Origin of the sequence: Pseudoalteromonas sp. 20-MNA-CIBAN-0454 (assembly GCF_040308685.1) — a bacterium.
Lineage (GTDB): Bacteria > Pseudomonadota > Gammaproteobacteria > Enterobacterales > Alteromonadaceae > Pseudoalteromonas > Pseudoalteromonas nigrifaciens.
In genome coordinates this window covers 1-21171 of the sequence record NZ_JBEOOB010000014.1, presented here as the reverse complement: position 1 = coordinate 21171, position 21171 = coordinate 1, and the positions used below count along the sequence as shown (strand labels likewise).

The window sequence follows — 21171 nt, the reverse complement described above, 5'->3', positions numbered from 1 at the left end:
AAGATTGTATCATTGCAAATGGTAAAAATCCCAGCAAAAAACAACTGGCTGGGATTTGATTTCATACATTTTTAGCGATTACATCACTAATTGACGAATATCGCTCATGTAGCTTGCCAGCGTAACAGTAAAGCGTGCTGCTAGCGCACCGTCAATCACTCTATGGTCGTACGACATTGACAATGGCACCATAAGTTTTGGTTCAAACTCTTTACCATTCCATTTTGGCTTCATTTCAGATTTAGACACACCTAAAATAGCCACTTCTGGCGCGTTAACAATCGGCGTAAATGCCGTACCGCCAATACCGCCTAAGCTTGAAATAGTAAAACAGCCACCTTGCATATCTGCCGAGGTAAGCTTACCGTCGCGTGCTTTAGCTGATACTTCCATTAGCTCGCGCGATAGTTCAATAATGCCTTTTTTATCAACATCTTTAAACACAGGTACTACTAAACCATTTGGCGTATCAACCGCTACACCAATATTAATGTACTTTTTAAGAATTAAGCTTTCGCCGTCGTTAGACAGTGACGAGTTAATAGTTGGAAATTCGGCCAATGCTTTTGCTGCGGCTTTCATTACAAATACTAGTGGCGTAATTTTAACACCTAGCTTTTTCTTCTCGTTAAGGGCATTTTGCTCTTTACGGAATTCTTCAAGGCTTGTTATATCGGCTTCGTCGAACTGAGTAACATGTGGGATTTGCACCCAGTTACGGTGTAAGTTTTTACCCGATAGCTTTTGAATACGCGATAGTTTTTTCTCTTCAATTTCGCCAAACTTAGCAAAATCAACTTTAGGCCATGGAATAAGCCCAAGCTCACTACCGCCTGCATTGCCTTTACCTGCCGACAATTGACCAGATTCAACTTGCTTAACTAGGTTTTTAACATAGTTTTGCACGTCGTCTTTTACTACGCGGTTTTTACGACCAGAGCCTTTTACGTTAGCTAGGTTTATACCAAACTCACGTGCTAAGCGGCGTACCACTGGCGATGCATGTGCATACGCGCTGTTATCAGCAAAGCTTTCGTTGCTAGCTGCTGGAGCAGATTGCGTCGCTGTTTCGGCTTTTGGCGCTGGCTTTTCGCTTTTAGCAGCAGGTGCTGATTTTTCGGCTTCAGGCTTAGCGGCTGCAGCAGGTGCGCCACCAGCAACTTCAAAAACAAAAATTAACGAGCCGGTCGATACTTTATCGCCCGTAGCTACTTTAATTTCTTTAACTGTGCCTGCAAACGGTGCCGGAAGCTCCATTGCTGCTTTGTCGCCTTCAACGTTTAATAGCGATTGATCTTCAGTAACGCTGTCGCCAACGGCTACTAAAATTTCGGTCACTTCAACTTCGTCGCCACCAATATCAGGCACGTTAACTTCTTTTGTGCTTGATGCTGAGCTTTGCTCGGCCGCTGGCGCTGCTTTAGTTTCGGCTGGTGTTGACTCAGCAGCAGGTGCTGCAGACTCACTACCCGCTACTTCAAATACAAATACCAATGAACCGGTTTTTACTGTATCGCCAGTCGCTACTTTAATTTCTTTAACTGTGCCAGCAAATGGCGCAGGTACTTCCATTGATGCTTTGTCGCCTTCAACGCTTAAAATAGACTGATCTTCAGTAACGCTGTCGCCAACGGCTACTAAAATTTCTGTTACTTCAACTTCGTCATCGCCAATATCTGGCAAGGTTACGTCTTTTGCTGCAGAGCCAGAAGCCGCTGGTGCTGGTTTAGCGTCAGTTGCAGGCGCTTTTTGCTCTGCTGCAGTGTCGCTTTTAGCTTCACTTGCACTTTCGCCTTCACTCTCGCCTTCAAAGATAAACACTAAAGAGCCAGTAGCTACGTTGTCGCCAATGCTTACTTTAATCTCTTTTACTGTGCCAGCAGTGTCGGCCGGTACTTCCATTGACGCTTTGTCGCCTTCAACGGTTAGTAATGCTTGGTCAACTTCAACAACGTCGCCAACGGCTACTAAGATTTCGGTTACTTCTACTTCATCACCACCGATATCGGGTACTTTAATTTCAATACTCATTGCAAACCTCTTATGCGTACAGTGGGTTAAGTTTGTTGGTGTCGATATTGAACTTTTTAAGCGCTTCAATAACTACCGACTTTTCAACTTCACCACGTTTAGCAAGTTCAGATAACGTAGCAACTACAACGTAGTCTGCGTTAACTTCAAAGTGACGACGAAGGTTTTCGCGGCTATCAGAGCGGCCGTAACCATCGGTGCCTAACACTTTATAGTTATTGCTAGGAATAAACGAACGCGCTTGCTCTGCGTAGTTTTTCATGTAATCGGTTGCTGCAACCGTTACTGAATCGTTTAATACGCTAGTGATATACGCTGTTTTTTGCTCGCCTTCAGGGTTAAGCATGTTAAAACGCTCAACATCTTGGCCATCGCGCGTTAGCTCGTTAAAAGACGTTACCGAGAATACGTCAGACGCAACACCGTAGTCTTCGCTCAATATTTTAGCTGCTTTACGTACTTCAGTCATAATAGTACCCGAGCTTAATAGCTGTACGTTGGCTTTTTTGCCTGCGTAGCTTTCTAGCTTGTAAATACCTTTACGAATACCTTCTTCAGCGCCTTCTGGCATAGCTGGCTGATGGTAGTTTTCGTTCATTAACGTTAAGTAGTAGTAAATGTTTTCTTGATCGTCACCATACATACGACGAATACCATCTTGAATGATAACCGCTACTTCGTATGCGTACGTTGGATCGTAAGAAATACAGTTAGGTACTGTGCTGGCAAGAATATGGCTGTGGCCATCTTCGTGTTGCAAGCCTTCGCCGTTAAGCGTAGTACGCCCTGCTGTTGCACCTAATAAGAAACCACGTGCTTGCTGATCGCCTGCCATCCATGCCATGTCGCCAACGCGTTGGAAACCAAACATAGAGTAGTAAATATAAAATGGGATCATGGGTAAATCGTTGGTGCTGTACGATGTTGCTGCAGCAACCCATGACGACATTGCACCTAACTCGTTAATACCTTCTTGCAGTACTTGACCCGATGTAGCTTCTTTATAGTAAGAAACAATATCGCGATCTTGAGGTGTGTAGTTTTGGCCATGTGGGTTATAAATACCAATTTGGCGGAACAAACCTTCCATACCAAAGGTACGTGCTTCGTCGGCAATAATAGGTACTATGTTTTTACCAATGCCTTTGTCTTTTAGTAAAATATTAAGAGCACGAACAAAACCCATAGTGGTAGAAATATCACGTTTTTGTTCTTCAAGTAGCGGGTTAAACGCTTCTACTTCTGGCACTGTTAGCTTTTCGCTAAAGCGCGCAATACGCTTAGGTGTATAACCTTTTAGCGCTTCACGACGAGCGTGTAAGTAAGTGTGCTCAGGAGTGCCTTCTTCAAGCGTTAAATAAGGCAGTTCGGTTAGTTGCTCTTCAGATATTAAATCGTCAAGGCCTAGGCGTGAGCGTAGGTGTGCAACATGCGACATGTCCATTTTTTTAACTTGGTGCGCAATATTTTTACCTTCAGCCGCTTCACCCATGCCGTAACCTTTAACGGTTTTAGCAAGAATAACAGTAGGACGACCTTTGGTTTCTTCTGCTTTTTTAAATGCAGCAAATAATTTAGATGGCTCATGACCACCACGCTTAAGCGCAAAAATTTCGTCATCTGTCATATCAGCAACAAGTGCTGCTGTTTCAGGGTAACGACCAAAGAAATGTTCACGTACATACGCGCCATTTTTTGCTTTATACGTTTGGTAATCGCCGTCAACCGTTTCGTTCATTAGTTGTAATAACTTACCGGTTTTATCTTTAGCCAGTAATATATCCCAACCGCTGCCCCACACTAGCTTAATTACGTTCCAGCCAGCGCCTTTAAATAGGCCCTCTAGCTCTTGAATAATTTTACCGTTACCCATAACTGGGCCATCTAGGCGCTGTAAGTTACAGTTAACTAAGTAACATAGGTTGTCTAGCTTTTCGCGTGCAGCAAATGAAATAGCGCCACGTGATTCTGGCTCATCCATTTCGCCATCACCTAAAAACGCATATACACGTTGGTTTTTAGTGTCTTTTAAGCCACGGCCGTCTAGGTATTTTAAAAAGCGTGCTTGGTAAATAGACGAAATAGGACCAAGGCCCATAGAAACCGTAGGAAACTGCCAAAATTCAGGCATTAATTTAGGATGCGGGTACGACGGTAAACCTTCGCCACCTACTTCTTGACGGAAGTTATCTAGCTGCGATGCCGATAAACGCCCTTCAACAAATGCGCGTGCATAAATACCCGGAGAAATATGCCCCTGGTAATAAACTAAGTCGCCGCCGTCTACATCGTTTGGTGCTTTAAAAAAGTGGTTAAAACACACTTCATAAAATGCCGCAGACGATTGGTAAGACGCCATATGGCCGCCTAAATCGAGATCTTTTTTCGATGCACGCAATACAATCATTATCGCGTTCCAACGAATTATTGAACGAATACGGCGTTCAATATTTACATCTCCCGGGTAGGCAGGTTCTTGCTCTACCGGAATTGTATTGACGTAGTTAGTGGTAATACCCGTTGGCATATCTACGCCATCTAAACGGGCTTGCTCTAACACTTGCTCAAGTAAAAACTGAGCTCGTTCAACACCTTCTTCGCGCACAACCGATTCAAGAGCTTGTAACCACTCTTGTGTTTCTAGCGCGTCTACGTCAATTTTATTGACTTCAGACATATGGAGGTTTCCTTATGTTTAAAATACGAATGTTGTGTATTTAACACATCCCACTTACTAATTTTGAGTAAGGATGTATTTGCTTAATTTTGTTTAGTGCGTCTTAAACTGCGTTCAATTCGCGAATGTTCTTTACCCGCTTCAAGTAATGCTTCTTCTATATATGCTAAATGCGCATTACTAGCTAAGCGTGCTTCTTCGGGCTTACCTTCAATAACAGCATCCATTAGCAAGCCACGGTGGTGGCCTAATTGGTTACTGATATCTGATTTTGTTAATAACACGGTTAAATTTTGTAATACATTTTGCTCAAGCAATGCCTGCATGCCTCTCACTAAATGTAGTAAAACAATGTTATGTGACGCCTCTGCAATACAAAAATGAAAAGCATTTATTGCTTTCGCTTTTTGTTGTAGGTCGTCTTGTACCAAAGCAATTTGATCAAAGCTCTGTTTTACTTTAATAAAATCGTTATTGGTGCCACGCAGTGCAGCGTAATACGCAGCAATTCCTTCTAATGCATGGCGAAATTCAAGTAAATCAAACTGCGACTCAGGATGTTTACTGATCAAATCAAACAGCGGATCAGTAAGCCCTTCTTCGAGCTGATTTTTTACATACGTACCGCCGCCTTGGCGTCTGGTTACTAAACCTTTAGCTTCAAGCTTTTGAATCGCTTCGCGCAGTGATGGCCGCGACACTTCAAATTGCTTAGCTAACTCACGCTCCGGTGGCAGTTTTTCGCCTGGTGCCAACGACCCCTCAAGAATCATGTTCTCAAGTTGTTGTAAAATCACATCCGATAATTTTGCAGCTTTAATCTTTAAAGACATCAGTCAACGTCCGCGTTGTATAAATACCAAAAGCCCTTAAAACCAGGCTTTGAACTGAACAATTTAGCCAAAAGGTAAATTGGTCATACCAAATTTTGACATACGGTAACAAAAAGCCTAATTGCTGTCAATTTACAGTAGCTTTAAGGACACTTAGCCAGCGTAACGCATTCAGCGCAAAGTTTAAAGAATACACAAAATAGTATAAATAAAGAAAGGTAAATGAGACGAAAATAAATTGGTCAGACCAGGGAGGGTAAAAGTGATAGCGGAGAGTTTAGGTGTTAGCAGTCAAAAATAAGTAAACACCCCGTAGTCCGCAGTGTAACTTTAATTAAAGCCCGTTTATTCACAAAGAGGCTAAGAGAGCGCTGCGCTTTAGAGCAGTGAAAAGTAATAGCTTAAAATGCTAACTTTTTAATGTTTTCTCATTTACTCTCATTGCCTTCTCTTTGTGAAATAGTATCTTTTTTGAAAGGTGAGGTGTAAAACCGCACTTACACAATCCACACACCGTGCTTAGTTTTATCTTTTGTCTGGAATTTATAAGTGCCAAGCTTGCTGGCGCGATATTTTTAACAAAAATATAATTACTTAAAACATTCGCACTACGTGCGCGGTGGCAAGCCCCTCGCCTACGTATAACCTCAAACACCGAGCTTGGCTTTATCTCTTCCTAAAACCTGACGCCTAAAGCCTGCCCTTTAATCCAGCCCACCAAACAGGGTTAATAATGCAATCAGTACTAAATAAAACAATACATTACGTTTTACCAGTTTAATCATACAAGTGGCTTCGTACGCGCAGTCGTAGTAGCGTTTTTCTACTTGCTCTGCGGCTAAGGCGGTGTAAGTAACCACTTTGCGGTTAGGGCTTGAAAAATCAAGCGCGTAGCGTAACCAGCAACTAGTGCCTTTATTAAAGTTACCTATTACTAAATAGCCAAAGCTGGTAATGCGCGCTGGTAACCAGTCAAGCCAAAATAATAATCTGTGTAGCATTTTAGAATGCTTTGCTATTATTTCGTCGTCATCTTGCGTTACTAAGTCGGCGAATGTGCGTACGAGTGCATATAAAACCGCACCGGCTGCGCCTAATATTACAAACCAAAAAATAACCGCGCAGTAAAATCTAAAGTTAACCCACGCCAGAGTTTGCCCCACTGTTTCGCCGTCTTGTTCTTCTTCTGTGCGATTTTGACCTATTTGCAGTGCATATAAAGTGGCTGCGGTTTTATCATCTCGCGTTAAAGCGTTTAAGTACGACTTATATAAAGCACGCTGTTTAGCACAACCAAAGCAGACTAATAATATTGTTACATTAAAAATAAGTTGCCACAGCACAAAGTCAGATAGCAAATATAAACAACCAATGGCCAGTACAGGTAAAAGTAACCACACTAAAAAACCAAAACCCGAGCCAAATACACCTTTATTAGTGAGCAGGTTTGCCGAGCGATTTACGTAACCGTCTGCGTAGTAGCTAATTTGCCAATGGGCTGAACGAGCACCTAAGCGCTCAAGTATTAATGCAATTATTATCGAAACCAAAATCATTGTTGTTACTCACTTAGCCTGATTGTTTAAGCATAGTTAAAAATAAATGCCAGTTAAAGCTACTACCGGGGTCTGTTTTTCGCCCTGGTGCTATATCGCAATGCCCTACAATTCGCTCTGTTGTTATATTTGGATAGCGTTGCATTATGGCTTTACTTAATATTTTTAAACTAGTGTATTGCGCTAAAGTATAAGCTGTGGTGTCGGTTCCCTCAAGCTCAATGCCAATGCTAAAGTTATTGCAGTTAGTTTGCCCTTTAAACTCAGACGCCCCAGCATGCCATGCTCGCTTGGTAAATGGGACGTACTGCACTAGCTCACCGCTGCGTTTAATAAAGCAATGCGCCGACACCCGCACACCGTGTAAATCGCTAAAGCTGCTATGCGCTTCACAATTAAGCGTACCCATAAATAAATCATCAACATAAGGTGTACCAAACTGCCCCGCCGGCAAGGATATATTGTGAATTACCAATAAAGAAACGTCTGTATCACTCGGGCGCTCATCAAAATGCGAACAACCACGCTGCACAGCACAATTTACCACCCCATTTAAATCTATGTTCATAATTTAAATCAAAAGATCTACATAATATCGATGCTAAAGGATTTAGTTTAAAAATGATAGACGCAGCAATAAAAGCTTACCAACCACCGAATTTGTAGCCGGGAATTTACCTCGCACAGCTTTTTAATTTTAACCAGCGCGGCATAAAGCTTCGCCTACACATAACCTAAACACCGAGCTTGCTTTGATCTTTACCTAAAACCGACCCTTTTCACAAAGAGAAGACAATGAGAGTAAATGAGAAGCCACTTAAACAGCTAATTTATTTTTACTACTCTAAAGCGCAGCGGCTTTTAACCTCTTTGTGAATATGTTTTTCGCACTACGTGCGGCGCGGTGGCAAATCCCTCGCCTACAGGTAATTTAAACATCGAGCTTATCTCTATCTAAAACCTGATACCTGATACCTGAAACCTGCTCTTCCCTGATACCTGAAACCTAAAACCTGCTCTTCCCTAAAACCTGATACCAGCCTTTACCACAAAGCTGGTTATTGCAATTCAAACATAGTAAAATTTGCTTAATTTATTTACTGTTACGAGCTTTTTTATGCCTATTCCACACACTTTAGTTAGTCAACTAGTTACTCTTGCACTTGGTGAAGATTTAAATTACCAAAGTGCTGAAATTGGCGACATTACCGCGCAACTTATTCCTGCAAACGAGCAAGCAAGCGCTAAAGTAATTACCCGCGAAGACTGCATATTTTGTGGTAAAGACCTAATTATTGAAGTATTTAAACAAGTAGATCCAAGCGTTGTAGTAAATGTACTAGTAAACGATGGCGATGCAGTTACAGCTAACAGTACTTTATTTACAGCAACAGGCTCGGCTCGCGCTATTTTAACTGCCGAGCGTACAGCACTTAACTTTGTACAAACACTTTCGGGTACTGCTACTACCACAGCTCATTATGTAAAAGAACTTGCGGGTACAAAAACCCAACTACTCGATACCCGTAAAACCATACCTGGTTTACGCATTTTACAAAAGTACGCCGTTAAATGTGGCGGCGGTGCAAACCACCGTATTGGTTTATACGACGCGTTTTTAATAAAAGAAAATCACATAGCGGCGTGTGGCGGTATAAACAAAGCCGTGGCGCAAGCTAAACAAAACCAACCAAACAAACCAATTGAAGTAGAAGTTGAATCACTTGTTGATCTAAAACAAGCGCTTGATGCGGGTGCCGATATTATAATGCTCGACAACTTTAACGTAGAGCAAATTAAGCAAGCTGTAGTAGTTACTAACAAACGCGCAAAACTTGAAGTTTCGGGCAATATGACCTTACAAACGCTTAAAACTTACTCACAAGCTGGGGTAGACTTTATATCGAGCGGGGCGTTAACAAAAAACTTACAATCAATCGATTTATCAATGCGATTTGATTAATAATAACGCAGACTTTAAATTTAAACTGCGCTAATTCATTGACAATAGATACTATAAAGCATTAAATAACCCGAAAGGATTGTTTTTTAGCATTTTGTTAAATAAAATACTTTTTTTAAATATAATCCATGTACTAAAAAGTAAAAAGCAGTGGTAAACTCACGCTGTTGTACTATAAATGAATGTACCATTAATATAAAAGCACTAATTAGCTGGTTTAATATTAATGAGTGCAATGAAATGCATAATAAAGTTAAGTATTTATACAGCTATACCTAAAAATATAAGCTAATTTATAAATATAAAAGTAACTAAATAACACATTAAAGTGCTAAATATTGGTAACTTTAATAACTAAATGCACAGCGTGTTCTTGTTTATACAAACTAAAATACGCTGTACAGTAAAGTTGTTTCTTTAGGTAAACAGTTTAAATAAACAAATTAAGTAAACAGGTTAAATAAACAAATTAAGTAAACAGGTTAAATAAACAAATTAAGTAAACAGGTTAAATAAACAAATTAAGCCAAGCACTAATGCTACTTAAATAACGTTTATTTACCACAACATTATCCTTTAGGAGAGGAAACATGAAAACAATGACACAACAGAACCAAAAGGGTTTCACCCTAATTGAATTAATGATCGTAGTAGCAATTATAGGTATTCTTGCTGCTATTGCATTACCTGCATATCAAAATTACACAGCAAAATCTCAAGTGACTGCTTGTTTAGCGGAGATTTCACCAGGTAAAACTGCATTCGAAATTATGATCAACGAAGGCAGTGCTTCTGGAGCAACTATCGACCAAAAAGCTCTGGGTATTAATATCAAATCATGCTCAGCAGTTACCCCAAAATTAACTGATGCTTCAACAGGAGTTGCTGAAATTAAAGGGACCGTTGCTGGTGGTCCAAAAGTAAGTGGTGGAATAATAACTTTAGATCGAAACGCCTCTGGTGCTTGGTCATGTAGTGTTAACACTAAACTTAAATCTTACAAACCAACTGGATGTTAATCTTTTATTTTAAAAGGGCTCTTTAGCCCTTTTTCTTTCTAAATTAAAAGAAAAAACTGTGCAACTCTCAAAAAAACACTTCCTTTTTATATTAACTGCTATTTTCACTTTTGCTATGCATTTTTATGCTAGCAATACAGGTGGAGAAGCTTTGCAGCTTCCTTTTAATGCTATCACCTTGGCTCTAACATCTTTATTAGTATTTACGGCATTTTTAAATATAAACCAATCTGGCATAAGGTATGACGAATTTAGTAAAGCGTTGCTCTTTTTTATACTTCTTGTTTTACTTCCTTATCTTTGGAGCGACTTTTACCCAGGTTTATCTGAATCTTTAAGATTTATAGCTATACTACTGGGAAGTCTGCTTTACCTTTCTTTGCTACAAATAAATAAAAGTAATTCTTTCTATTTAAAGTTGTTACTGCTCATTACTTTAGCTTCACTTATTGAAGGGCTATTATCGCTTTATCAATATTATCTTTTTACCTCTTACTTTTATAATTTTGATTTAAGTTACGGCAGACCTTATGGCGTATTTCAACAACCTAATGTGTTAGCATCTTTTTTAGTTACAGGGCTATCGGTTTCACTTTTTATTTTAAGCCAGTACACTAACTTAACAGCTAAAATTAAAGCCTTTTTATACTTTAATTCTCTTATCTCGATTTGGGTTACACTTTTATGTGAGTCTCGCGTTGGTTACATTACTCTAGGAATTGTAATTTTATTTTATTTACTCACCCAAGTAAGGAATAAAAAACTAAAAAAAACACTTTTATTATTAGTATTACTTTCAACTAGTTTAGCTTACATTTTACCTTATAAAGGTGAAGCTGATGATCAAGGTAGAAAATACAGCGCTACGGACGCAGGCTCTCGCATTTATATATATGAGGACACACTAAACTTAATCCTCAAAAAACCGATACTAGGCTACGGTTATGGCAGCTTCCACAATGCACTTTTAGGCCAAAGCGCAATAGAAGCAGAGCAACGAAATAATACGAATATAGCCAAAAGTGTTGCCCACCCCCATAATGAGTTGCTCTACTGGTATCTTGAAGGTGGTGTTATAACTTTAATCGCTTTTATACTTCTTATTACTGCGCTCGCAAAAAATATATTCCATACGAAAAAAAGAGTTCGAGGTAAATTATTACTGCTATTAGTTCCTATACTATTTCACTTACAAGTAGAATTACCTTTTTATCACTCCATACCTCACTTTATTGTATTTATTATTTTATTAGCTTTCATCAACTCGAAGTCTGGTAGCGTTAGTCATTATGTAACGTCGAAAATGGTTATTAGTGCTATAAAAATATTGACCTTAATTTTATTCATATTAGTTACAGTATTTTCAATCTCAGCTATTCATACCTCTAAACAAGTTTTTAACTATGTTAAAACGCAAAACTATAAATATCTGAATGCAATAATTAACCCTATTTCTGATTTTAAATCTATAAATATATTATCCAAATCAACTGTAATTGAGGAGGCTATTTTAACCAATAACAGGGCTAAGCTAATTGAGTTAGTCAATTGGTCAAACGAATTTTTATCAGTGTACCCTAGTGCTTACTTAAGATACGAAAAAATAAGAATGCTAAAGCAGTTAGGTTCACTTAAACTTGCTGAAAATGAGACTAAAATTGCAAAGTATTTATATCCTCAATATATTGAGGTATGGAATACGGGCGTTTGGTTAAATAACACTTAATTAAAAGCAAATAACTTGCTTACTAAAGTAGGGTTCAATGGCAAAGAAACAACAAGACAAAGGCCTCGACACATTCCAATGGGTTGGTGTAAGCACTCGCGGGAAGCGTCTTGAAGGAGAAGTCACAGGCGCAAGCATTGCTTTAGTAAAAGCACAACTGCGTAAGCAAGGTATCACCCCATCAAAAGTTAAGCGTAAAGCAAAGCCGTTATTTGGTTTAGCTAGCAAACAAAAAATAACCCCAAAAGATATTGCATTAGTGACGCGGCAAATTGCTACCATGCTGATGGCAGGAGTACCGTTAATTCAGTCAATTGAAATGATCGGCTCAGGCTCTTCCAATAAAAGTGTTAGTAAACTAATGGAAACCATTGCTGATGAAGTGAAAGCTGGCCAGCCGCTATCGCAAGCTCTGCGACGCCACCCCCGTTATTTTGATGATTTATATTGCGATTTAGTGGCATCGGGTGAGCAATCTGGCGCTTTAGATAAAATATTCGACCGCGTGGCCATTTATAAAGAAAAGTCTGAAGCACTAAAATCAAAAATTAAAAAAGCGATGTTTTATCCAATTGCGGTATTAGTTATCGCACTTATAGTTACCTCAATATTGCTAATATTTGTGGTGCCGCAGTTTCAGGATATTTTTTCCGGCTTTGGTGCTGAGCTCCCTGCATTTACCCTATTTGTAATTGGTATATCGGAGTTTATGCAGGAATATTGGTGGATGATGCTATTAGCAATTATTGCATTCGGCTGGGCGTTTAAAGAGGCCAAACTAAAAAGCTTAAAACTCCGCGATGCTACCGACAGAGCTGTTTTAAAACTGCCAATCATTGGCATGATTTTAAATAAAGCTGCTGTTGCCCGTTATGCTCGTACACTTTCGACTACCTTTGCTGCTGGTGTACCGCTAGTTGATGCGCTGGATTCTGCTGCAGGCGCCTCAGGTAATGCGGTTTACCGCTATGCCATTTTAGATATAAAAGCCGAAGTTAGCTCGGGTAATCAAATGAACTGGGCAATGCGTAACTCTAAAATATTCCCTGATATGGTAATACAAATGGTGGCTATTGGTGAAGAGTCAGGCTCGCTCGATGGCATGCTAGGTAAGGTAGCGACTATTTATGAGCAAGAAGTTGATGATGCAGTAGATGGACTATCAAGCTTGCTAGAACCATTAATCATGGCCGTATTAGGCGTGCTAGTTGGTGGTTTAATTATTGCCATGTACTTGCCTATATTCCAACTTGGTGCAGTTGTTTAGGTTTTTAAGCTCATTATTTAATTATTTGGTCGTTATATGCAAAGTATTATAGAAGTAATGCAAAGCCAATTATGGTTTTATTTAACCACTATTGGCTTAGTGAGTTTGTGTGTTGGCAGTTTTTTAAACGTAGTTATTTACCGTTTGCCACTAATGATGCAACGCGAATGGCAAGGCGAATGCCGTTTGCTGCTAGAAAGCGAGCTGAAAAGTAATAAAGCAAACACTAACGAGCCTTTTAGTTCAGGTTTAAACTCAACTTTTAATTTAGTAAAGCCCAACTCTACCTGCCCTAAATGTAAAACTGCAATTAAAGCGTGGCAAAACATTCCTGTTGTTAGCTGGTTATTTTTAAAAGGTAAATGCGCCAGTTGTAGTAACCCTATATCGGCTCGCTACCCTATAGTAGAGGCAATAACTGCACTATTAAGCTTAGTAGTTGCGTATAAGCTAGGCGCTACCGAGCAGGCTTTACTTTATATAGCAATTACTTGGGCTTTAGTGGCACTTACCTTTATTGATATTGACCATATGCTACTGCCCGACCAAATTACCCTACCGCTAGTATGGCTGGCGCTTATTGCAGCAGTACTGGGCTATACCGTTACCCCAACTGATGCCATTATTGGGGCGGCTTGCGGCTATTTAAGTTTGTGGAGCGTATTTTGGCTATTTAAATTACTTACCGGTAAAGAAGGCATGGGCTATGGCGACTTTAAATTACTTGCCGTGTTTGGTGCTTTGCTTGGCTGGCAATCATTATTAACCATTATTTTGCTCTCGAGCGTAGTGGGCGCCATTATTGGTATTGCACTATTAACTATTCAAGGTAAAGACAAAGCTACGCCCATTCCGTTTGGCCCCTACCTTGCTATTGCAGGCTGGATCACCATGTTATGGGGCGAGCAATTGCAAACTAGCTACTTTAATTTAATTGGTTACTAATATGAGCGAACAAACTGTTAAAGTAACAAACATAAATAATTGGGTGCTGGGTTTAACTGGCGGTATAGGCTGTGGTAAAACGGCTGTAAGCAATATGCTTGAAGCGCTGGGTATTTGCGTTGTTGATGCCGATATTATTGCGCGCCAAGTAGTTGAGCCAGGCAGCGAAGGGCTAAAGGCAATTGTTGCACACTTTGGTGCTGATATACTCTTAGCTGATGGCAATTTAAACCGCAGTGCTTTACGCGAGCTAGTTTTTAGCAATACTGAGTATAAAAACTGGTTAAATGCCCTGTTACACCCACTTATTCGCCAGCAAATTATTACCGATTTAAATAACGCCACCAGTCCTTATGTGATACTGGTTGCCCCGCTACTTTTTGAAAACGGCCTCGATAAATACTGTAACCGCACTTTACTTATAGACGTGCCAAAAAATGTGCAAATAGAGCGCACGGTTAAACGTGATAACATAAGCTTAGAGCAAGTAAATAGTATTATTGCCGCGCAAATGTCGCGAGAACAAAAACAACAACAAGCAGATGATATTTTAGATAACGATCGTAGCTTAGCTTTGGTTAAGCACGACTTAATAGCTTTACATAAAGGCTATTTAAAACTGGCGTTAAAATAGCCATAAATTATAAAAACAGTTATTTTAGTTGCTAAAATTAGCCTAGATTGTGATGGGCAATGTAATCCCTGCTTTTTTCTGATAAATTGCTAACTATTGAAGGATTTATACAGGTGCGCAATGAATATTAACTCACCGTTATTAAGAAAATTTATTACCCTTGGCCGTGTTGATGCCGGTATAGTAAAAACTAAACAGCAAGAGTTTGCCTCTACTGCTGAGCTTATTGCTAAATGTGGAAAAATTGAAAGTAAAGATTTAGCGGCGCAATGCATTGATTTATTTAGGGTGCCTTTTTTTGATTTAAAAGACTTTAATACTGCACTTATTTCTCCTGAGTTAGTAAAAGAAAAACTGATCCGTAAACATCATATTTTGCCTTTAGTACAAAAAGGCAGAAAAGTGTATATTGCCGCCTCTGATCCTACCGATTACGGCGCATTTGAAAACTTTGAATTTAGTACCGGCTTGTCTTGCGAAGTGGTAGTGGTTGACTACATTCAACTCGATAAAAAAATAGAACAATTGCTTGATGCCTCTGGCAGCTTAAATTTAAGTGATGACGAGTTTAAAGAGTTTGCCGAACTAGACGCCGATATACAAAAAGACACTCCTAAAGACGATGATAAAGACGATGCACCAATCATTGTTTACATCAATAAAATATTAATGGATGCGATTAAAAAAGGTGCGTCTGATTTACACTTTGAACCCTACGAGCACAAATACCGAATTCGCTTTAGAATTGATGGCATTTTGCACGAAGTAGCCAGCCCACCAAACACTTTAGCTACTAAGCTTTCGGCGCGTATTAAAGTAATGTCGCGCCTTGATATTGCCGAAAAGCGTAAACCGCAAGATGGCCGTATAAAGCTAAAAATAACCGAACGTAAAAGTGTCGACTTTCGGGTAAGCACCATGCCCACCTTGTGGGGCGAAAAAATTGTAATGCGTATTCTTGATTCATCTAGCGCCATGCTTGGCATTGATGTATTAGGTTACGAACCTGAGCAAAAAAAGCTGTATATGGATGCGCTTGAGCAACCACAAGGGATGATATTAGTAACTGGGCCTACTGGCTCGGGTAAAACGGTATCGCTTTACACCGGCTTAAATATATTAAACCAGCCTGAGCGTAATATTAGTACCGCCGAAGATCCGGTAGAAATTAACCTCGAAGGGGTTAACCAAGTACAAATTAATATTAAAGCCGATATGACCTTTGCCAACGCATTGCGCGCATTTTTACGCCAAGATCCCGATGTAGTAATGGTAGGTGAAATACGTGACCTAGAAACCGCTGAAATATCAATTAAAGCGGCGCAAACAGGTCACTTAGTGCTTTCGACCTTGCATACTAACTCGGCGCCCGAAACCATTACCCGTTTATTAAACATGGGCGTACCGGCATATAACGTAGCAAGTTCTATTAGCTTAATTATAGCTCAGCGCCTAGCGCGCCGCTTATGCCCTAAATGTAAAACGCCTGAAAATTTACCTAGCGAAGAACTACTGCGCCAAGGTTTTAGCCAGCAGCAAATTAGTGAAATGACTCTGTATGCTCCTAAAGGTTGCGAAAACTGTACCGATGGCTATAAAGGCCGTGTAGGTATTTACGAAGTAATGAAAATTACCCCAGAAATAGCACAAATTATAATGCGCGGTGGTAACTCACTAGAAATAGCTGAAGTGTCGCTTAAAGCCGGATTTAATAACCTGCGTTTATCGGGCATTCGTAAAGCCGCCGACGGCATGACCTCGTTAGCTGAAATTAATCGAGTAACGAGTTTTTAATATAAGATTCAGGTATCAGGTATCAGGTATCAGGTATCAGGTATCAGGTATCAGGTATCAGGTATCAGGTATCAGAAAAATGATACGACCCTATAAAAGCCAATACAATACTAAAAGCATTTAAACTGACTTAGAGTTTAGCTATTAGACAGCACCATTTAAAACAAGATTGAGAGATTACTATGCCAACTATTGTTAACTGCCCAACCTGTAAAAGTAAGGTTGAATGGTCAGAGCAAAGCCCACACCGCCCATTTTGTTCAAAACGTTGTCAGCTTATTGATTTAGGCGAATGGTCGTTTGAAAATAATAGAATTTCAGCCCCTATCACTTCAGCTGAAGATTTTAGCCAAGACATGATTGAAGACATAGAAGCCATGATGGCAAAAAATGAAGATGACTTTTTTAAGTAGTAAGTAGGTTTTGCCTAGAGTTTGTAGGCGAGAGTTTACCTCGCGCAATCGTTTTTAAATTTTAACCAGCGCGGCATAAAGCCCCGCCTACGGGTAATTTAAACACCGTGCTTGGCTTTGTCTCTATCTAAAACCTGACACCTTGTTTTACTTAAACAACATACAAAGCAAAACACCGAGCTCAAATTGAACTCGGTGTTTTATTTTATCTAGCCAAAAACTTATCCAACTAAAAGCTATTTTGAATGTTTTTTCTTACCCATGCGCTTTTGCATTTTTGCAAACTTTTCTTGCTGCTCTGCATTTAGAACTTGCCACACTTGGTGCTGAGTTTTTAATTTAATTAAACCCATTTCCTCACCTTTTTCGTGGCGTTGAGCTAGTAGCTCTTTTGCTGCATTTTCGTCAAACGTTGCTGCCGATAATAAGCTTTCCATTTTAGCTTTGTGAGCGGTACGCTGTGCTTTGTGCGCTTCTTTGTCGGTGCCTTTAAGTGCTTGCATTTGCGTTTTTTGTGCTGCAAATATAGCTTCTAATTTAGTTTGCTGCTCTTGTGTTAAATCGAGTTTATCAGCGCCGCGCTCCGATAGTAAAAAGTGCGCTTGTGAGTGGCGACCTTGCTTATGCATATCGCCTTTGGCCATAACACTGGTTGCACCGAAAGTAGCGGTTGCTAAGCCACAAATAAGTACTAGTTTTGAAAGTGTATTTACTTTAGTCATAATCATTACCTTTACTATTGGATTGGTTGTTTTAATCTGTTGAGGTAACTATACCCGCTGCAATGCAAAGTAACGCAAAGCAGTGTAAAGGTTATGTAAAGATTCACTTTTGTACTATTAAGCAGGTAAAATCAGCACATACGGCACAACCCAAGGGTTTGAAAATGAAACTATTAATGATTGATGACGACACAGGTTTGTGTGAGCTATTAAGCGAGTATTTAACCGCGCAAGGCTTTAGCGTGCAAAGCGTGCACGACGGCGAGCAAGGCCTAAAGCTAGCGCAAGCGAACGACTACGCACTAATACTACTTGATGTAATGCTGCCTACCCTTGATGGTTTTGAAGTACTTAAACAACTTAGGCAAACCAAACTTACGCCGGTAATTATGCTTACCGCCAAAGGCGAAGATTTTGATCGTATTTTTGGCCTTGAACTTGGCGCAGATGATTACATACCTAAGCCTTTTAATCACCGTGAGTTACTTGCTCGAGTTAAAGCAATTACGCGTCGTATTGAACATATTACTAGCATGAATGCCACTAGCAGCAATAAATTAGTCGTTAACGGGGTTACTATTAATTTAGCCGCCCGTGAAGCATTAATTCAACAAACTACCTTAACCCTTACCGGCACCGAATACGAAATACTCGCATTACTTGCCAAACGTGCTGGCGAGGTGGTTAGTAAAGAGCAAATAAGTGAAGACGTACTTGGCAGACGCTTAGCCTCGTTTGATCGCTCTATTGATATGCACGTTAGCAACATTCGTAAAAAAATAGCTGAGCACTTACCTAACGAGCTAATTAAAACCATTAGAGGGACGGGCTATGTCTTTATTCAAGGCGAATAAAGCGCCCTACTTTGCGTGGCTAAAGCAACCGCATCACTACTTGTTTTTTAAAGTGTTTATTTGGTTCTGGCTTACTATTATAGGTACCATAGCTGCGCTTGTTTTTTTAAGCCATATTACGCTAATTAATGTACTCAGTAATGAGCCATTAAAAGGGCCGATGAAAAAAAACCTCGCTCATACCGCTAAAAGTATTGAGCGCGCAGTTATCAAGCATCAGCGTACCTTGAGCGATATTGTTACTCACCCTAGGCTATCAAAACGTAAGTTATTGTATTTAAGTGCCGCGCAAAGCGATGACTTTATAACCAGTAAAGAAGTGCCGAGCAATATTGATTTAAGCTTACTTAATTTTAGTAAAAGTATGCTGCCGCAGGTAATATTTACCGAGCATTTTCAGGCCTTTGGCCCTATCAGTATAAATGTACCTGAGGGCCATTTTTATTTATACGAAATAGACATAAACCACCAGCCGCCGCTATTCGTGCGCTTAATGTTAATGCCTAAATGGATAAAAATATCGATTGCGATTATTGCCTCACTTATTTTAAGTTTTTTATTTAGCCGTAACTTAATTGCCCCTATTAATAGCTTAAAAAAAGCGGCTATTAAACTCTCTGCCGGCGATTTAACAGCCCGGGCTGCTATATCCGTTAATCGTAAAGATGAGCTGGGTATATTAGGTCGCGACTTTAACCGTATGGCTGACCAATTAGCGCAATTAATTAGCGCGCAAAAACGCTTACTGGCCGATATATCGCACGAGCTGCGCTCGCCACTTACTCGTTTAAAAATGGCGACTGGCCTTGCGCAAATGCAAGCAAGCGAAGCCAGCCAATCGTACTTACTACGTATAGAAAAAGAAGCCAATCAACTCGATAAAATGATTGCCGATGTATTACAAGTGTCGCGCTTAGAGGCAAATAGCCAAGCGTTATCGCTACACAAACAGTCACTGCAAGACATTGTTGATCATGTACTTAACGATGCCACTTTTGAAGCAAAACAGCATAACAAGCAACTGCAGGTAAGTGGCTCGGCGGCGGTAACGCTAAATTGCGATGAAGCGCTAATTGCCAGCGCACTGGAAAACTTACTGCGCAACGCGATTAAATATGCACAGCACACTATTAGCCTTACCCTAAAGCACGGTGATGCCATTTATATTGAAATATGTGATGATGGCCCAGGTGTACCAAACAACCAGCTTAGTAAGTTATGTGAGCCGTTTTTTAGGCAGTCAGATGCGCGTGACCGAGTGAGTGGTGGCACGGGTTTAGGTTTAGCAATTGCTAAAAATGCCATTATTGCTCATGGCGGCAGCTTGGTTTTATCAAATAAACCACAAGGTGGCCTGTGCGCCATGGTTACTTTACCAATAATAAAAGAGTAGAGAATGTTTTACAGCAGCGAAAACGAGCTTGTTAATAATCAACCCAGTATTAATGATTTTTATAACAACACCCTAGTTAAAGCCTATTTAAATACCCCAGCTGGGCAATTGTATTATGCCTATGCGAAACCTGAAAAGGCGCATACCGCGATTGTAATTAGCTCAGGGCGCATAGAAGGGCTTGATAAATACAAAGAGCTATTGTGGGAGCTGTACACTAATAATTTTGCCGTGTTTATTGTTGATCATCAAGGCCAAGGTCGCTCTTACCGACAGTTAGCTAATAAGCATAAAGGCTATGTAAAATGCTTTACTGATTATCGCCACGACCTGCATTTATTTAATCAACAAATTGTTGATAACCACTGGCAAGGCAAAAAAATACTGCTTGGCCACTCAATGGGCGGCGCAATTGCCTTTGACTATTTAGCTCATTTTGAAAATAACTTTAGTGGATTGTTTTTATCGGCACCCATGTTTGACATTCACACTAAAAACACCCCAAAACCGTTGGCAAAACTAATTGCTAACGCAGCTGTGCTTTTCGGTTTTTCACAAAGTTATGCCCTAGGGCAAAACGATTACAGCCCAGATGAGTTTGCCTTAAATACATTAACTAGCAGCCAAGTGCGTTATAAATTTTTTAGGCAAACCTATCAAGACCCACTGCTGCAGCTTGGTGGCGTAACCTATGGCTGGCTACAAGCCGCATTTACCTTTATTGCATCGGTTGATAAGTTAAGTATTAATATTCCACTGTTTATAGCCAGCGCAGAGCGCGACGAAGTAGTAGATAACACCGCGCAACATAAATTGACAAACCGACATAACCAAGCAGTAATAAAAAGCTTTGCCGGCGCTAAACACGAACTATTATTTGAACGTGATGAAATACGCCAGCCACTGCTAACAAGTTTGTACCAGTTTTGCGAATAGATGTGGAAGAGCAGGTTTGAGGTATTAGGTTGTAGGTTTCAGATTTCAGGTTTTGGTAGGAATTAGCCAAGCTCGGTGTTTGGGTTAAACCGTAGGCGGGGCTTTATGCCGCGCTTGTTAAGTTTTAAACCTTGCGCGAGGTAAACTCACGCCTACGGTAAAGGTTTAGATTTTATCGAAATTTTCCGAGAAAACCCATTGATCGACGCGAAGCGGCGTCGATGGGATGAATCGGAATAGTTAGCCCTGCTCTTGAATGTATTTTCGAATTGTATCAGCAGCCGCATTTCCAACAGAGCAAACAAAATATCCGTCAGACCAAAATGTTTTTTAACCCAGAATTGCTTTTTAAACCATTTAAATCTCGACCATAGACTTTGCGTTGTAGATTGTTTAATTCTCCTAACG

General features: G+C 40.1%; 17 protein-coding genes and 1 pseudogene. 11 read left to right on the top strand and 7 right to left on the bottom strand.

Annotated elements, in window-relative coordinates:
* Positions 1–78: 78 nt before the first annotated feature.
* From aceF to ampD, 5 genes are all read right to left on the bottom strand, one after another.
* The gene (gene aceF, locus AAEZ22_RS08720) at positions 79–2031 is read right to left on the bottom strand and encodes a pyruvate dehydrogenase complex dihydrolipoyllysine-residue acetyltransferase (protein ID WP_352296886.1); all 1953 of its coding nucleotides are present in this window, start codon (positions 2029–2031) and stop codon (positions 79–81) included.
* A gap of 10 nt (positions 2032–2041) precedes the next feature.
* Positions 2042–4708: a pyruvate dehydrogenase (acetyl-transferring), homodimeric type gene (gene aceE / locus AAEZ22_RS08715; protein WP_352296883.1), complete on the bottom strand. Its 2667-nt coding sequence runs from the start codon at positions 4706–4708 to the stop codon at positions 2042–2044.
* An 83-nt stretch (positions 4709–4791) separates the two neighbouring features.
* Entirely contained in the window at positions 4792–5541 is a 750-nt protein-coding gene (pdhR, locus tag AAEZ22_RS08710; protein ID WP_011327101.1) for a pyruvate dehydrogenase complex transcriptional repressor PdhR, read from the bottom strand.
* A 704-nt stretch (positions 5542–6245) separates the two neighbouring features.
* Positions 6246–7097, bottom strand: a complete 852-nt coding sequence (gene ampE, locus AAEZ22_RS08705; protein WP_352296880.1) for a beta-lactamase regulator AmpE — start codon at positions 7095–7097, stop codon at positions 6246–6248.
* A 13-nt stretch (positions 7098–7110) separates the two neighbouring features.
* Positions 7111–7665 carry a 1,6-anhydro-N-acetylmuramyl-L-alanine amidase AmpD gene (gene ampD, locus AAEZ22_RS08700; RefSeq protein WP_352296877.1) on the bottom strand — a complete coding sequence of 185 codons (555 nt, stop codon included), beginning with the start codon at positions 7663–7665 and terminating at the stop codon, positions 7111–7113.
* 549 nt (positions 7666–8214) lie between these two features.
* On the opposite strand from ampD, the gene nadC reads away from it, so the two are divergent.
* The 8 genes from nadC to yacG all read left to right on the top strand — a co-directional run bounded on the left by nadC (position 8215) and on the right by yacG (position 16858).
* Positions 8215–9060 carry a carboxylating nicotinate-nucleotide diphosphorylase gene (gene nadC, locus AAEZ22_RS08695; protein ID WP_352296874.1) on the top strand — a complete coding sequence of 282 codons (846 nt, stop codon included), beginning with the start codon at positions 8215–8217 and terminating at the stop codon, positions 9058–9060.
* A 590-nt stretch (positions 9061–9650) separates the two neighbouring features.
* Positions 9651–10079 (top strand): pilin, encoded by a 429-nt coding sequence (locus AAEZ22_RS08690; protein WP_352296871.1) that lies wholly within the window; start codon positions 9651–9653, stop codon positions 10077–10079.
* Between the two features lie 58 nt (positions 10080–10137).
* Positions 10138–11805, top strand: coding sequence for a PglL family O-oligosaccharyltransferase (locus AAEZ22_RS08685; protein ID WP_352296868.1), 1668 nt, complete (start codon positions 10138–10140; stop codon positions 11803–11805).
* A gap of 37 nt (positions 11806–11842) precedes the next feature.
* The gene (locus tag AAEZ22_RS08680) at positions 11843–13072 is read left to right on the top strand and encodes a type II secretion system F family protein (protein ID WP_352296865.1); all 1230 of its coding nucleotides are present in this window, start codon (positions 11843–11845) and stop codon (positions 13070–13072) included.
* A 36-nt stretch (positions 13073–13108) separates the two neighbouring features.
* Entirely contained in the window at positions 13109–14017 is a 909-nt protein-coding gene (locus tag AAEZ22_RS08675) for a prepilin peptidase (protein WP_352296862.1), read from the top strand.
* Between the two features lies 1 nt (position 14018).
* Positions 14019–14651, top strand: a complete 633-nt coding sequence (coaE, locus tag AAEZ22_RS08670; protein ID WP_352296859.1) for a dephospho-CoA kinase — start codon at positions 14019–14021, stop codon at positions 14649–14651.
* 120 nt (positions 14652–14771) lie between these two features.
* Positions 14772–16445 carry a type IV-A pilus assembly ATPase PilB gene (gene pilB, locus AAEZ22_RS08665; protein WP_352296856.1) on the top strand — a complete coding sequence of 558 codons (1674 nt, stop codon included), beginning with the start codon at positions 14772–14774 and terminating at the stop codon, positions 16443–16445.
* A gap of 182 nt (positions 16446–16627) precedes the next feature.
* Complete coding sequence (yacG, locus tag AAEZ22_RS08660) at positions 16628–16858, top strand: DNA gyrase inhibitor YacG (RefSeq protein WP_011327088.1); 231 nt, start codon at positions 16628–16630, stop codon at positions 16856–16858.
* 236 nt (positions 16859–17094) lie between these two features.
* Here yacG and AAEZ22_RS08655 read toward each other — a convergent pair whose 3' ends face one another.
* Positions 17095–17580, bottom strand: coding sequence for a Spy/CpxP family protein refolding chaperone (locus AAEZ22_RS08655; protein ID WP_352296853.1), 486 nt, complete (start codon positions 17578–17580; stop codon positions 17095–17097).
* A gap of 164 nt (positions 17581–17744) precedes the next feature.
* Between AAEZ22_RS08655 and AAEZ22_RS08650 the strand changes: the two genes are divergently transcribed.
* From AAEZ22_RS08650 to AAEZ22_RS08640, 3 genes are read left to right on the top strand one after another with little or no spacing between them, the layout of a single operon-like run.
* On the top strand, positions 17745–18434 hold the full coding sequence (locus AAEZ22_RS08650; protein WP_182676952.1) for a response regulator transcription factor: 690 nt from the start codon (positions 17745–17747) through the stop codon (positions 18432–18434).
* A complete protein-coding gene (locus tag AAEZ22_RS08645) occupies positions 18412–19827 on the top strand; it encodes an ATP-binding protein (RefSeq protein ID WP_182676954.1) in 1416 nt (471 codons plus the stop codon). The genes AAEZ22_RS08650 and AAEZ22_RS08645 overlap by 23 nt, the downstream gene beginning before the upstream one ends.
* Positions 19828–19830: 3 nt before the next feature.
* Entirely contained in the window at positions 19831–20763 is a 933-nt protein-coding gene (locus AAEZ22_RS08640; RefSeq protein WP_352296850.1) for an alpha/beta fold hydrolase, read from the top strand.
* Between the two features lie 240 nt (positions 20764–21003).
* Here AAEZ22_RS08640 and AAEZ22_RS18770 read toward each other — a convergent pair.
* Positions 21004–21171, bottom strand: a pseudogene (locus AAEZ22_RS18770) (IS200/IS605 family transposase); the annotation flags it as partial.

What these genes read in the sequence shown, in the direction of transcription:
- pilB (WP_352296856.1), top strand. Translation starts at nt 14,772, where the DNA reads ATGAATATTAACTCACCGTTATTAAGAAAATTTATTACCCTTGGCCGT.
- AAEZ22_RS08680 (WP_352296865.1), top strand. Translation starts at nt 11,843, where the DNA reads ATGGCAAAGAAACAACAAGACAAAGGCCTCGACACATTCCAATGGGTT.
- ampE (WP_352296880.1), bottom strand. Translation starts at nt 7,097, where the DNA reads ATGATTTTGGTTTCGATAATAATTGCATTAATACTTGAGCGCTTAGGT.
- aceE (WP_352296883.1), bottom strand. Translation starts at nt 4,708, where the DNA reads ATGTCTGAAGTCAATAAAATTGACGTAGACGCGCTAGAAACACAAGAG.
- AAEZ22_RS08655 (WP_352296853.1), bottom strand. Translation starts at nt 17,580, where the DNA reads ATGACTAAAGTAAATACACTTTCAAAACTAGTACTTATTTGTGGCTTA.
- AAEZ22_RS08675 (WP_352296862.1), top strand. Translation starts at nt 13,109, where the DNA reads ATGCAAAGTATTATAGAAGTAATGCAAAGCCAATTATGGTTTTATTTA.
- aceF (WP_352296886.1), bottom strand. Translation starts at nt 2,031, where the DNA reads ATGAGTATTGAAATTAAAGTACCCGATATCGGTGGTGATGAAGTAGAA.
- AAEZ22_RS08650 (WP_182676952.1), top strand. Translation starts at nt 17,745, where the DNA reads ATGAAACTATTAATGATTGATGACGACACAGGTTTGTGTGAGCTATTA.
- ampD (WP_352296877.1), bottom strand. Translation starts at nt 7,665, where the DNA reads ATGAACATAGATTTAAATGGGGTGGTAAATTGTGCTGTGCAGCGTGGT.
- AAEZ22_RS08690 (WP_352296871.1), top strand. Translation starts at nt 9,651, where the DNA reads ATGAAAACAATGACACAACAGAACCAAAAGGGTTTCACCCTAATTGAA.
- pdhR (WP_011327101.1), bottom strand. Translation starts at nt 5,541, where the DNA reads ATGTCTTTAAAGATTAAAGCTGCAAAATTATCGGATGTGATTTTACAA.
- AAEZ22_RS08640 (WP_352296850.1), top strand. Translation starts at nt 19,831, where the DNA reads ATGTTTTACAGCAGCGAAAACGAGCTTGTTAATAATCAACCCAGTATT.
- coaE (WP_352296859.1), top strand. Translation starts at nt 14,019, where the DNA reads ATGAGCGAACAAACTGTTAAAGTAACAAACATAAATAATTGGGTGCTG.
- AAEZ22_RS08645 (WP_182676954.1), top strand. Translation starts at nt 18,412, where the DNA reads ATGTCTTTATTCAAGGCGAATAAAGCGCCCTACTTTGCGTGGCTAAAG.
- yacG (WP_011327088.1), top strand. Translation starts at nt 16,628, where the DNA reads ATGCCAACTATTGTTAACTGCCCAACCTGTAAAAGTAAGGTTGAATGG.
- nadC (WP_352296874.1), top strand. Translation starts at nt 8,215, where the DNA reads ATGCCTATTCCACACACTTTAGTTAGTCAACTAGTTACTCTTGCACTT.